The 14807-nt window shown below is 46.2% G+C and carries 7 protein-coding genes; 4 read left to right on the forward strand and 3 right to left on the reverse strand.

All coding sequences use genetic code 11. The annotated features are described in order from the left end of the window. Positions 1-14 precede the first annotated feature (14 nt). Positions 15-1175, reverse strand: coding sequence for a hypothetical protein (locus ONT08_RS10295; RefSeq protein WP_264959862.1), 1161 nt, complete (start codon positions 1173-1175; stop codon positions 15-17). A gap of 168 nt (positions 1176-1343) precedes the next feature. On the opposite strand from ONT08_RS10295, the gene ONT08_RS10300 reads away from it, so the two are divergent. The 4 genes from ONT08_RS10300 to ONT08_RS10315 all read left to right on the forward strand — a co-directional run bounded on the left by ONT08_RS10300 (position 1344) and on the right by ONT08_RS10315 (position 10494). Then, positions 1344-2534, forward strand: a complete 1191-nt coding sequence (locus ONT08_RS10300) for an ATP-binding protein (protein ID WP_118085943.1) — start codon at positions 1344-1346, stop codon at positions 2532-2534. A 134-nt stretch (positions 2535-2668) separates the two neighbouring features. Further along, on the forward strand, positions 2669-6247 hold the full coding sequence (gene nifJ, locus ONT08_RS10305) for a pyruvate:ferredoxin (flavodoxin) oxidoreductase (RefSeq protein WP_264959863.1): 3579 nt from the start codon (positions 2669-2671) through the stop codon (positions 6245-6247). Between the two features lie 581 nt (positions 6248-6828). After that, positions 6829-7836 carry an IS110 family transposase gene (locus ONT08_RS10310; protein ID WP_119235899.1) on the forward strand — a complete coding sequence of 336 codons (1008 nt, stop codon included), beginning with the start codon at positions 6829-6831 and terminating at the stop codon, positions 7834-7836. Between the two features lie 1020 nt (positions 7837-8856). Continuing rightward, on the forward strand, positions 8857-10494 hold the full coding sequence (locus tag ONT08_RS10315; protein WP_264959864.1) for an ABC-F family ATP-binding cassette domain-containing protein: 1638 nt from the start codon (positions 8857-8859) through the stop codon (positions 10492-10494). Between the two features lie 154 nt (positions 10495-10648). Here ONT08_RS10315 and ONT08_RS10320 read toward each other — a convergent pair whose 3' ends face one another. Together ONT08_RS10320 and ONT08_RS10325 are read right to left on the reverse strand one after the other, a co-directional pair. Further along, a complete protein-coding gene (locus tag ONT08_RS10320) occupies positions 10649-12682 on the reverse strand; it encodes a M13 family metallopeptidase (RefSeq protein WP_264959865.1) in 2034 nt (677 codons plus the stop codon). A 32-nt stretch (positions 12683-12714) separates the two neighbouring features. Then, a complete protein-coding gene (locus tag ONT08_RS10325) occupies positions 12715-14697 on the reverse strand; it encodes an ABC-F family ATP-binding cassette domain-containing protein (protein ID WP_264959866.1) in 1983 nt (660 codons plus the stop codon). Positions 14698-14807: the final 110 nt, after the last annotated feature.

Below are 14807 nucleotides of genomic sequence, written 5' to 3' on the forward strand. Positions count from 1 at the left end.
TTCATTACAAAAAATCAATGCAGCGGTGCCTCTTCCGAAGGTCTGCCAGGCTTTATTCTGAGATGATATCTGTTTCCATCATATTCCACGCGCATGATGTTCGTCCTATTGGTCTTCATCTCATCGCTCGAATTAGCCACAAGATGTTCGTAGAGATCGATTGCCACATGTCCCATTGTTCTGCGCAGATTGATTTCGATGCAAGGAACCACGCCCAGTCCGGTTCTGTTTACGTCCTCACCTTCCTGATTCAGCACAGCCTCGCAGAATTCATCCTTCTCCCCTTTCGTGCAGATCATCATGTCAACGCCGAACGGGCCACTGTAAATATCCTTCAGCGCCGGCTCCATTACCTCGATGATGCGCTGTCTGATTCCGGCAAGCTGAGCCTCGCTAATGAGCGGTTTCATCATTTCCACCTTATCGGCTTCAGAGCAGAGCACATTGCCCGAATAGGCATTCTTGATCGTATCGAATAGCGAAAGACCGCAATAGAGCGCCTTGCCATCTTTCATTTCAAACTCCATGGCGAAATCTCTCACCTTATTATATAGGGGTTCTACGGTTACGCCGCCCTGATGATAAATCATGTTTGCCACCCATCTTTCGAAGGTAGGATAATCTCCGGCTGTTCTGAAGTCCTCAGCGCTCACATATTTCACTCCCCTCCCGCTACTGCTCCAGGGAGCCTTGACAACAGCTTTGCCGTGCTGGAGAATGAGTTCTTTGACGCGAGCCGTCTCAGTAACATATTCCACGCCACGCTGCAGATGAAGGGCAGCCCATTGCCTGCTGCTCACCTCGCGTACCTTATTTAATACAGCATCAGTCGGCAACATAATCTCCGGCATTCCCAAACGCTCCAACTCACCTTTCAGCGATAGGTTCCATCCCCAGGGATGAATACTGTCCAGAAATTCCGTCTTGAGCAGATGCTTCAGCTGAGGCTTGGTGATGAACTCAACCTTGCTGTTCAGTTCAGCTCCAAAATGGCGCACCCTGTTCTTCGCAAAATCAATATCATCCACAAGTACGAGGTCGCCCTCTTCCGCCCAAAGAGCCGGAATGAAAGCAAGATCACTTCTAAGTTGTCTACCCGCATGAGGCGCGGTGAACTGTTTCAGATTTGCAGCCAAAGCCAAATCATGTTCTGGATTGAAAATATGTAACTTCATGGTGCAAAGATATAAAGAAAAGTGCAAAATAGGGAAGAAAATCCCCATTTTTACTTAGACAAGTGCTAAATAATGAAAAAAAAGTTACTTTTTGCTATCTAGAGTTTGCAAATTAGAAATATTTAATTACCTTTGCATCGTAAAAACAATTAGAAACGATATAAACTCATGGAAGAAGCATTCTTCAGAACACATACATACCTCGTAGAGCATACGGACGCACCAGTAAGACGCACTCTGATGGACGAAATCGACTGGAGCGACCGTTTGATTGGCATAAAGGGAACACGCGGTGTAGGAAAGTCTACATTCCTCCTTCAATATGCCAAGGAGCACTTTGGTCCTACTGACCGCAAGTGCCTGTATGTGAATATGAACAATTTCTATTTTCAAAGCAGAGGAATCGCAGATTTTGCAGGTGACTTTGTTCGCCACGGCGGCAGAACCCTTCTCATCGACCAGGTCTTCAAGCAGTCGGACTGGAGCAAGGAGCTGCGCAAATGCTACGACCTGTATCCAGAGTTAAGAATCGTGTTCACAGGTTCCAGCGTGATGAGACTGAAGGAAGAGAATCCTGAGCTCAATGGAATCGTGAAAAGCTATAATTTGCGAGGCTTCTCTTTCAGAGAGTTTATCAACCTGCAGACTGGCAACAGTTTCCAGCCATATACACTCGATGAAATCTTGCGCAATCACGAGCACATCATCAAGCAGATACTGCCCAAGGTGAGCCCGATGAAATACTTCCAGGACTACTTGCATCATGGATTCTATCCATTCTTCCTGGAGAACCGCAACTTCACAGAGAATCTACTAAAGACAATGAACATGATGACCGAGGTAGACATCCTCCTCATCAAGCAAATCGAACTGAAATATCTCACCAAGATCAAGCGGCTCTTCTATCAGCTAGCTGTAGAAGGTGCCAAGGCTCCCAACGTGAGCCAGCTTGCCGAAGAGATCAACACCAGCAGAGCTACGGTAATGAACTACATCAAGTATCTTGCTGATGCGCGACTCATCAACATGATTTACCCTACCGGGCAGGAGTTCCCAAAGAAACCATCCAAGGTGATGATGCACAACTCCAACCTGATGTACGCCATCTATCCTATCAAGATAGACAAGCAGGAGGTGATGGAAACATTCTTCGTCAACTCGCTCTGGAAAGACCATAAGGTAAGCCAGACCGGCAAGGACCACTACTTCATTGTAGATGGTGTGAAAAAGTTCAGAATCTGCGATGCGCAATCTCCAAACAAGGTGCGCAACAATCCCGACATCATCTACGCCCGATACAATACCGAGGTAGGCAAGGACAACAGGATTCCGTTGTGGCTTCTGGGTTTCCTATATTAATATGGTGTTGGAATGGGCAAAAACATTCGAAAAACAAAAACAGAACTGAAAATTGAACTCTCAAACAGATTCAACTATCAAAGTTCAAAGGAATAAAAATACAAAACATTTTTAATATTTTATCTAAAAGTAAAATGGCTAAAGAGAAAAAATTTATCACTTGTGATGGTAACACAGCTGCCGCACACGTAAGCTACATGTTTACTGAGGTTGCTGCTATCTACCCTATTACTCCATCATCACCAATGGCGGAGCATGTAGATGAATGGGCTGCCAAAGGTCGAAAGAACCTTTTCGGTCAGCGAGTTTCTATCCAGGAAATGGAATCAGAGGCTGGTGCTGCCGGTGCAGTTCACGGTTCTCTCCAGGCTGGTGCCTTGACTTCAACTTACACTGCTTCTCAGGGTTTGTTGCTGATGATTCCTAACATGTACAAGATTGCTGGTGAGTTGCTCCCTTGCGTGTTCAACGTATCAGCTCGTACATTGGCTTCTCACTCACTTTGTATCTTCGGTGACCACCAGGACGTAATGGCTTGCCGCCAGACAGGTTTCGCTATGTTCTGCTCAGGTTCTGTTCAGGAGGTTATGGACCTCTCTGCAGTTCCTCACTTGGCTACATTGGAGACAAAGGTTCCTTTCATTAACTTCTTCGACGGTTTCCGTACTTCTCACGAGTACCACAAGATTGAGGAGATGGATATGGAAGACATCCGTCCATTGGTTAAGGAAGAGTTCATCGAGGACTTCCGTAACCGTGCATTGACTCCTGAGCGTCCTGTTACTCGCGGTACCGCTGAGAACCCAGAGACATTCTTCACACACCGTGAGGCTTGCAACCCTTACTACGATGCAATCCCTGAGGTAGTAGAGAAGTACTGCCAGGAGATGACTAAGATCACTGGCCGTGAGTACCACCTCTTCAACTACTATGGTGCTGAGGATGCTGAGAACATCATCATCCTGATGGGTTCTGCTACAGAGCCAGCTCGTGAGGCTATCGACTACTTGAACAAGCAGGGCAAGAAGGTTGGTATGGTTGCAGTTCACCTGTATCGTCCATTCTCTGTTGACTTCCTGAAGAAGGCAATCCCAGCTACAGTTAAGCGTATCGCTGTTCTCGACCGTACTAAGGAGCCAGGTGCAGAGGGTGAGCCATTGTACCTCGACGTTAAGTCAGCTCTCTACGACGACGAGCGCAAGCCATTGATCGTTGGCGGTCGCTACGGTCTCGGTTCTTCTGATACAACTCCAGCTAAGATTGTTGCTGTATTCAAGAACCTCGAGTTGCCACAGCCAAAGAACCACTTCACTGTAGGTATCGTTGATGACGTTACATTCACTTCTCTCCCAGAAGAGGAGGAAATCCCAATGGGTGGCGACGATTTGTTCGAGGCTAAGTTCTACGGTTTGGGTGCTGACGGTACTGTTGGTGCTAACAAGAACTCAGTTCAGATCATCGGTAACAATACTAACAAGTATTGCCAGGCATACTTCTCTTACGACTCTAAGAAGTCTGGTGGTTTCACCTGCTCTCACTTGCGTTTCGGCGATAACCCTATCCACAGCGCGTACCAGGTAAATACTCCTAACTTCGTAGCTTGCCACGTACAGGCTTATCTCCACATGTACGATGTAACACGTGGTTTGCGTAAGAACGGTTTCTTCCTGTTGAACACTATCTTCGACGGTGAGGAATTGGTTAACTTCATCCCTAACAAGGTAAAGCGTTACTTCGCTCAGAACAACATCACTGTTTACTATATCAACGCAACTAAGATTGCTCAAGAGATTGGTCTCGGTAACCGTACCAACACCATCCTCCAGTCTGCATTCTTCCGTATCACAGAGGTTATTCCTTTGGATCTCGCTGTAGAGCAGATGAAGGCATTCATCGTTAAGTCTTACTCTAAGAAGGGTCAGGACGTTGTTGACAAGAACTTCGGCGCTGTAGACCGTGGTGGTGAGTACAAGCAGTTGACAGTAGATCCAGCTTGGGCTAACCTCGCTGACGATGAGGCTAAGGAGGATAACGCTCCAGCATTCGTTAAGGAGCTCGTTCGTCCTATCAACGGCCAGGCAGGTGACCTCTTGAAGGTTTCTGACTTCGTTAAGCACGACACAGTTGACGGTACATGGCAGAACGGTACTGCAGCATTCGAGAAGCGTGGTGTTGAGGCATTCGTACCAGTATGGAACGTAGAGAACTGTATCCAGTGTAACAAGTGTTCATTCGTTTGTCCTCACGCAGCTATCCGTCCATTCGTATTGACCGACGAGGAGCTTGCAGGCATCGAGGGTCTCCAGACTCAGGATGTTAAGGCACCTAAGGCTTTGGCTGGAATGCACTTCCGCATCGAGACTTCAGTACTCGACTGTTTGGGTTGTGGTAACTGTGCTGACGTCTGCCCAGGTAAGAAGGGTGAGAAGGCGTTGACAATGGTTCCATTCAACGTAGACGCAGAGGATATGGTTAAGGAAGCAGCTAACTGGGAATATCTCGTACACAAGGTAGCTTCTAAGCAGGATCTCGTAGACATCAAGCAGAGCCCTAAGAACTCTCAGTTCGCTCAGCCATTGTTCGAGTTCTCTGGTGCTTGCTCTGGTTGTGGTGAGACTCCATACGTTAAGTTGATTTCTCAGCTCTTCGGTGATCGTCAGATGATTGCTAACGCTACTGGTTGTTCTTCTATCTACTCAGCTTCTATCCCATCTACTCCATATACAAAGAACGCTAAGGGTCAGGGTCCTGCATTCGACAACTCATTGTTCGAGGACTTCTGCGAATTCGGTCTCGGTATGGTAATGGGTAACAAGAAGATGAAGGAGCGCATCGCTCACTTGCTTGAAGAGGCTAAGGCTCAGGAGCATGTTCCTGCTGAGTTCGTAGCAGCTGCTGACAAGTGGGTTGCTAACATGAACGATTCAGAGGGTTCTAAGGAGGCTGCTGCAGAGTTGAAGCCTCTCATCGCTGCCGGCGCTGAGAAGGGTTGCCCAATCTGCAAGGAGCTCAAGACTTTGGATCACTACCTCGTTAAGCGTTCACAGTGGATCATCGGTGGTGACGGTGCTTCTTATGATATCGGTTACGGTGGTCTCGACCACGTATTGGCTTCTGGTGAGGATGTTAACATCTTGGTACTCGATACTGAGGTTTACTCTAACACTGGTGGTCAGTCTTCTAAGTCTACTCCACTCGGTGCTATCGCACAGTTCGCTGCTCAGGGTAAGCGTATCCGCAAGAAGGATCTCGGTTTGATGCAGACTACATACGGTTACATCTACGTAGCTCAGGTAGCTATGGGTGCTGACAATGCTCAGACATTGAAGGCAATCCGCGAGGCTGAGGCTTATCCAGGTCCATCACTCATCATCGCTTACGCACCATGTATCAACCACGGTTTGAAGCGTAAGGGCGGTATGGGTCGTTCACAGCACGAGGAAGAGTTGGCTGTTGAGTGCGGTTACTGGCACTTGTGGCGTTACAACCCACTGTTGGCTGATGAGGGTAAGAACCCATTCACACTCGACTCTAAGGCTCCTAACTGGGAGAACTTCCGCGACTTCCTGCTCGGTGAGGTTCGTTACCTCTCTGTTCAGAAGGCATTCCCTAAGGAGGCTGATGAGCTCTTCTCTCAGGCAGAGAAGATGGCTAAGCTCCGTTACCAGACTTACGTTCGTAAGAGCCAGGAGGACTGGAGCGAGCAGATCTAATCTAGCGAGATTTCAATAGGTTAAATATATAATCTCCGAAGACCTTGGTTGCGTTCTGCAATCAAGGTCTTTTTTGTTTAAAAATGCTCCATATTCATGTAAAAATTGGAAATAAGTGATGAAACATAGGGAGAAATCGTGATTTTGAGATTGAGTTCATTAGGGGCAATTCAGAATACTTTTGTTAAGATAACAGAACATTCACATGTGGTATAAGACGGGCTGAAAGCCCAAAAGCTCTTAGCCCAGGGCATCGCCCTGGGTAATTATGAACTTCTGCCCTTTCTATTATATTTGCACTTGGAAAAATAAAGAGGTAAAAATCTTTATATCTGCAAACTTTTGTTAACTTTGCAGAAAATTAGATAAGTACAATAAAAAAAGAAGAATACTCCATATCCAGCGTTAACCCTGTGCCCTTTCTAGCATAGTAAAGGCTTAGCCCTGTTTGGGGAACTGGATATTTTCTGAACAGAAGCTTGAGAGTAAATTAGCCTGCTTGTGTAGAACAAGACAGGACTCGTAGTATAGTTGTAGCCGCTCAGAACGGAGCACCCTTCTTATTAAAAACTTTATTCAATATGCAAATATACGGAATAGATTTGGCAAAAGAGAAATTTGACGTAAGTTTTTTCGACTTGACATCAAAAAAAGTATCAAACCAACCTTCACATAAGGTTGTAAAGAACAATTTTAAGAGTATCGGAAGGTTTTTAGAAACCCTTCCAAGCGATGCTGTATTGGTTGCTGAGCATACCGGAGTTTATGGTGATACTCTCTTGAAGTGCTGCATGGATAGCAATGTGAAGATTGCCTTTGTGGGTGGATATGTCATCCATAGATACAGAGCTACACCTGACCGTGCCAAGACGGATGTCCTGGATTGTGCACTGCTCAGAGATTTTGGAGAGAGATATCCTGATAAGCTGAAATACAAGACGTTTCCAGAAGAGGCTCTATATGAGCTTCGTCAATTGGCACGCCACCGAGAAATGCTCGTAGAACAGCGTAAGCAGCTAATAACAGCCGACAAGAGCGAGGATTGTCGTCCTATCAGAAGTCTTGCCGTCAAGCGAAGCATGGACCGCATCAAAGAGATGTTGGACACGGAAATTGCAGAGACGGAAAAAGAAATGTTGAAAGTCATAAATGGACATGAGAGCATTCGCCACAACTATGAGCTTGTTAAAAGTGTCGATGGAGTTGGGCTGATTACCGCAGTAGAACTATTGGTAAAAACAGAGAATTTCACAAAAATAACTACAGCGCGCCAATATGCTGCTTATGCAGGAACTGCGCCATACGAAAAATCATCGGGGAAAATGGACAAGGGAGCACATATATCCAAGATTGGTAATAGACGGTCAAAGACCTTGTTGTACATCTGCGCAGAAAGCGCCAGATTGCACAACAAGGAGATTAAACTGTACTACGAGAGACGTACTTTAATAGATAAAAAGCCGCGTCATTATGTGCTAAATGCCATAGCAAACAAGTTGCTAAGGATCATATTCACCCTCGTGGAAAAAGGTGAATACTATGACGCAAACTTCATTAGGCAAGACCCAAGGGTCGTTAAATATAATTAACGTTAAAAAATACGCTCAAAGCTTGCTCAATTAGAGTAAAACAGGGCGTATTGGGTAATTTCAACCGTACAGATCGAACTATTGCGGATTTTTAATCCGCTAAAAGAAACGGAGCAAGAAGCGCAATCAGACTGAGCAATGTAAATTATCCTTACCTATCCAAAACCGAAACCAAAAGAGGTAAAATCAGTGCTTTTAAGTGATTTTTCGAAGAAAAAAAGCAAAATATGAGGGTTAGAAAGGTGTTTTACCCCCTCTACTAGGAGTAAAAAATGCCCCTCCTCGGACTTCAAAACCCTACCGATTTTAGATATTTTTGACCGAAACAAAAGCGAAACAAGAGGTAAATAGAGGACATTAGAGTACGAATAAGGCATAAATATATAGTGACAGATATAGATTAGCTTACACCAATGCTATTGAAGTAATTCTATATATAAATTACGTATTGTGCTAACAATTAGCACTTTAGCATATCTCACCTTTCATCATTTAACATATTCTCAAATATTATAATCCGGTCATTTCCGGTCATGGTCATTTTCGGTCATTTTCGTTTTCGGGGAGAAATGGTCATCTATAGTATAATATAAATATATATTTATATTTACTATAGCTCAAAATGACCAAACACTTTTTGAAAATGACCGAAAATGACCATGACCGAAAATGACCGCTTGCCACTCTAGTTCTCAATGACCCCATTCACCCCCATTTACGTTAACCTGTAACAAAGTTCAGCTAGAAAACCAATAGAAATCAGTATCAATCAATCACTTACACTACTTCTCCGAAAGAAAGTCAGGGTAAAAGCTTGCATTCTGCCCAAAAATGTTGTATCTTTGCACCGGCAATCGAAAGAACAGCCTTTTGTGCCTTGCTCGGGTCTTCTATTAAGACCAGCACGGGTCATAAATGATGGCAGGCGCTGGTCATCAATGAAGACCCCGAAAACGGCAGGAACGGGGCATTCTGGGGAGTTGCTTAAAGAAACAAAAATTTGAACAAGAAGAAAATAATATGATTACAGTTGATGGATTGACCGTAGAATTTGGCGGCACCACCCTATTCAAAGACATTTCCTTCCAGATCAACGAGAAGGACCGTATAGCCCTGATGGGAAAGAATGGCGCAGGAAAGAGCACATTGCTCAAGATCATCGCCGGTGTGAGAAATGCTACTCGTGGCACAGTTTCCGCTCCCAAGGATTGCGTCATCGCCTATCTGCCTCAGCATCTGATGACCGAAGACGGCAAAACCGTATTCGAGGAAACCTGTCAGGCGTTTGCCCATCTGCACGAAATGCAGGCTGAGATTGACCGCATCAACAACGAGCTCACTACCCGTACCGATTACGACAGCGATGATTACATGCAGCTCATTGAGAAAGTATCCTCTCTCTCAGAGAAATTCTACGCCATCGACATGACTCATTTCGAGGAAGATGTAGAGAAGACGCTGCTCGGTCTCGGTTTCGAACGCTCTGATTTCAACCGCCCTACAAGCGAGTTTTCGGGAGGATGGAGAATGAGGATTGAGCTGGCAAAACTGCTCTTGAAATCGCCAGACGTACTGCTGCTCGATGAGCCAACCAATCATCTCGACATTGAATCCATCGGCTGGCTCGAAGACTTCATCATCAACAGTTCGAAAGCAGTAGTTGTCATCAGCCACGATCGAAAATTCGTTGACGACATTACAACAAGAACCATCGAAGTAACCATGGGCCGCATCTACGACTACAAAGCCACTTACAGCCAATATCTGGAACTGCGCAAGGAACGCCGCGAACAGCAGATGAAGAAATATGAGGAACAGCAGAAGATGATTGCTGAAACCAAGGACTTTATAGAACGCTTCAAAGGCACTTATTCTAAAACCTTCCAGGTGCAGAGCCGCGTGAAGATGCTGGAGAAACTGGAACTTATCGAAGTGGATGAAGAAGATACAAGTCGCCTCCGACTCAAGTTCCCGCCGAGCCCACGAAGCGGTGCTTATCCGGTTCAGATGAGCGATGTGGCGATGTCGTTTGATGGCAAGAAGATTTTCAGCGGAGTGAATCTTACCGTAGAAAGAGGCGACAAGATTGCCTTCGTGGGAAGAAACGGAGAGGGTAAGTCAACGCTTGTGAAATGTATCATGGGTCAGCTTCAGAACGAAGGAAAGTTGGAATTGGGACATAATGTGCAGATAGGTTATTTCGCCCAGAACCAGGCTTCTCTGCTCGATGGCGAACTTACCGTATTCCAGACGATTGATGATGTTGCCAAGGGTGAAATCCGCAACAAGATACGCGATTTGCTTGGAGCATTCATGTTTGGCGGAGAGGATTCTACCAAGAAGGTGAAAGTATTGTCGGGAGGTGAGCGCACCCGCCTTGCCATTCTCAAACTGCTGCTGGAGCCGGTGAATCTGCTGATTCTCGATGAGCCTACCAACCACCTCGACCTGAAAACCAAGGATGTGCTGAAACAGGCCTTGCTCGATTTCGACGGAACGCTCATCGTGGTTAGTCACGACCGTGATTTCCTTGATGGTCTTGTCAGCAAGGTTTATGAGTTCGGTCATGGTCGCGTCCGCGAACATCTCTGCGGCATTTACGAATTCCTGGAATCGAAGAAGATGGAAAATCTTCAGGAACTGGAGAAGAAACAATAACCCCTATTCTATTGTTTCTTATCAAAAAATATTTCAAGCATAAAACAAAAAGTCCTGATGTTTCAAACAAACGAAACATCAGGACTTTATTTTTTCTATCTATTCGGGGAAACCATTCCCGAAAAATTCTATTCGGAAAAACTTCCTTCCGGAATTACCAAAGCTCCAGGCGCTGGTTCTTAGGAATGAACAGCTTGTCGCCCTGCTTTACACCAAATGCCTCATACCATGCATCGATGTGAGGAAGCGCACCATCAACACGCCACTTGCCGAGAGAATGAGGATCATTCTTTACGCGGTTGCGGATTTCCTTATCAGTAATGTTCTGTCCCCAAACACCTGCATAGGCGAGGAAGAAACGCTGGTCAGGAGTGAAACCATCCTTGTTCTTCAATGGCTTCTTGGCTGTAGCATTCTTGAAGGCATTGTATGAAACCATCAAACCACCATGGTCGGCAAGGTTCTCGCCGAGGGTGAAACGGCCGTTGGCATTCAGATCAGGCAAAACCTTGATATTGCTGAAGAAATCAGCATACATATCAGCACGCTTGTTGAAACCTTTTGCATCTTCAGCTGTCCACCAGTCCTTCAGATTACCGCTAGCATCATACTGACGACCCTGATCATCGAATCCGTGAGTCATCTCATGACCGATTACTACGCCGATAGCACCATAATTGAATGCAGCATCAGCCTTAGGATCGAAGAAAGGATACTGGAGAATACCGGCTGGGAAGCAGATTTCATTGGTAGTAGGATTGTAGTAAGCGTTCACGGTCTGAGGAGTCATGAACCACTCATCCTTATCTACTGGCTTTCCTGCCTTCTCTGCAATCTCCTTATCGTTGGCAAACTTGCGGCAAGCCATTACGTTCTCATAATAGCTCTTAGATGGGTCGATGCTGAGCTTGCTGAAATCAGTCCACTTGTTAGGATAACCAATCTTTACATAGAACTTGTCGAGTTTGTTGTGGGCAGCTTTCTTTGTAGCATCGCTCATCCAGGTCTGAGCATCGATACGCTGACCGAGGCTGATCTGAAGATTCTTCACGAGTGTCTCCATCATCTTCTTAGAGTTTTCTGGGAAATAGCGCTTACAGTAGATGCTACCGAGCGCCTCGCCCAACTGAGCCTCAACCTGAGCAGTAGCGCGCTTCCAAAGAGGATAATCCTCCTTACGGCCACTCATAGTCTTGCCGAAGAATTCGAAACGGGCTTCGCGAATCTCATCGCTGAGATAAGAAGCAGAACTACAGATGATGTCCCACTCCATCAAAGCCTTCAATGTGCCTGCACATTCTGCAGCTGCCACCTTGTCATAACCGGCGAAGAAAGCAGGCTGACCTACGATCATCTCCTTGAGATATTCGCTCTTGATTCCCTCGGCGTTGGCAAGTGCTTCAAGAGGAATGTTAGGATAATTCTCCTTGAATTCTGCCAAGGTCATCTTGTTGTAGTTTGCCTGAGGATCACGAAGTTCGGTACGGCTCTTTGAGAAAGTAGCGAGCGTTGTTTCGTGAAGGAATACGGCAGAAGCCTTCTTGGCAGCTTCATCAGCAGAGAAACCATAGAGCTGGAACATCTTGCCGAGGTAAGTCTTATAAGCCTCACGGATAGCTACAGTTGCAGCATCGTTGTTGAGGTAATAATCCTTGGCACCTAGAGTAAGACCGCCCTGCATCAGGTTGTAGATGTTCATGGTTACGTTCTTCTCATCGGCAGCGAAACCTGCGCCATAGCTCAAACCGAGACCCATCCATGCATACTTAACCTGAAGCTTCTGAAGCTCGTCCTTGGTCTTGGCAGCTTCAATCTCATCCATAAGAGGCTTTACAGGAGCGATTCCAGCCTTGTTGCGGCTGTCAACATCCATAGAGAGTTTGTAGAAATCAGACAATTTCTGCTCAATGGTTCCAGCCTTGTAAGTCTTCTTCTGGAGTTCAGAAAGAATGGTGTTGATGCGCTTGTTGTTGTTCTCAGCAAGCTGGTCAAAACTGCCATAACGGCTGTAAGCGGCAGGAAGAGGATTGTTCTTCTGCCATCCACCTGTAGCAAACTGATAGAAACTGTCTGCTGGCTTCACTGTCTTGTCGAGATTGCTCATGACAAGACCCGATTTGTTCTGAGCATCAGCGCCTAACGGCAGAGCTGCGATCAGCATCATCGGTAAGATCATCTTCATTTTCATTTTCTTCTCTTTATTTTATATTAATGTTACTGTTATTTCGAAACTTCTTCCAGTTCTTCCGAAAGGAGCATCCAGCGCTCGTTCTCCTCATCGAGACCCTTCATGAGTTCGGTGTATTCAGTAACGAGTTCCATGTTGGTTGCATTTTCCGGTTTCATCAGGAGTTCATCAATCTCCTTCTTTCTCGCTTCCAGTTTCTCTATCTTTGCCTCACATTCCTTCACGGCTTTCTCAGCCTTGCGGATCTTCTTCTGCTGTTCCTTATGTTCAGCGTAGCTCTGCTTACCGGATGTGGCAGAGGCAAGACTGTCGGCTGTAGAACCTGATGCGACAGAAGAGCCGGAAGTATTGGCTGAAGGCGAACCGGCAGAAGCCATGCTCTGGTTGGCAAGAGCCTGATTGATGTTCTCGGCATTATGGGCACGGAGATAATCGTAAATACCACCGAGATGCTCACGAACCTTGCCGCCGCCAAACTCATAGACCTTATCTACCAGACCATCGAGAAATTCACGGTCGTGGCTCACGATGATGGCTGTTCCATCGAAAGCCTTGATGGCTTCTTTCAGCACATCCTTCGACTGCATGTCGAGGTGATTGGTAGGCTCATCGAGAATGAGGAGATTCACCGGTTCGAGCAGGAGCTTGATCATCGCCAGTCGGCTGCGTTCGCCTCCACTCAGCACCTTGACAAACTTCTCTGAAGTCTCGCCGCCAAACATGAAGGCGCCCAGGAGATCGTTCACCTTCAGACGCATTTCGCCTGTTGCCACATTGTCGATAGTCTGGAAGATGGTAAGATTCTCATCCAAGAGTTGCGCCTGGTTCTGGGCGAAATAACCAATCTGCACATTATGACCAATCTTGAGCGTTCCGGTGAAAGGAATCTCACCCATTATACATTTTACCAGAGTAGACTTACCCTCGCCGTTCTTACCCACGAAAGCCACCTTCTCGCCACGCTTGATGGTAAAGGTAACATGGTCGAAAACGGTATGGGCACCGTAATCCTTGCGCACCTCATCGCAGATGATAGGATAATCGCCACTTCTGAGACAAGGAGGGAATTTGAGGTGCATCTGCTTGTTGTCAACCTCATCCACCTCGATAGGCACGATTTTCTCAAGCTGCTTGATTCTGCTCTGCACCTGAACCGCCTTGGTAGGCTTGTAGCGGAACCGCTCGATGAAATCCTTGATGTCAGCAATTTCCTTCTGCTGGTTTTCGTAAGCACGGAGCTGTTGCTCGCGGCGTTCAGCTCGCAATACAACATACTCATCGTATTTCACCTTATAGTCTTCTACCCTTCCGCAAGTAATTTCGATGGTACGGTTAGTTACATTGTTGATGAAAGCACGGTCGTGGCTCACCAGAACCACAGCCTTTGCACTCTGCGCCAGGAACTGCTCCAACCACTGGATACTTTCAATATCAAGGTGGTTGGTAGGCTCATCGAGGAGCAGTACATCAGGCTTCTGCAACAGAATCTTGGCAAGTTCGATACGCATTCGCCAACCACCGGAAAACTCCTTGGTAGGGCGCTCGAAATCATCGCGAGTAAAGCCAAGACCGCTCAAGGTACGCTCTATCTCAGCCTCATAGTTTTCGCCACCCATCATCATGTAGCGTTCATGTTCCTGGGTAAACTTCTCTACGAGTTGAGCATAGCTTTCGCTTTCATAGTCGGTACGGTCGGCCATTTCCTGCTGCATATTGTCCAGACGCGCCTTCATCTCGGTATTATGGGCGAAAGCCTTGCGGGTTTCCTCTTTCACGGTCGTATCGTCCTGCAGTTTCATCACCTGTGGCAGATAGCCGATAGTGTTTTCGTTAGGAATAGCCACAATGCCGTCAGTAGGTTTCTGCAAACCGCAGAGAATCTTGAGCATCGTAGATTTTCCCGCACCATTCTTACCCACCAGGGCAATGCGGTCGCGGTCGTTGATAACGAAACTTACATCATGAAAGAGAGGCTTGACGCCAAACTCTACTTTCAGTCCTTCTACTGAAATCATACTATTTTACTTTGAATTTTGAACTTTGAGCTTTGAACTTTATGATTAGCAAAGCAAATGAATTGGCTTACCCTTCGGTCGCCGAACGTTGTTTCTTCACTCTTCGTTCT

It is taken from the genome of Segatella copri, from assembly GCF_026015465.1.
Lineage (GTDB): Bacteria > Bacteroidota > Bacteroidia > Bacteroidales > Bacteroidaceae > Prevotella > Prevotella copri_E.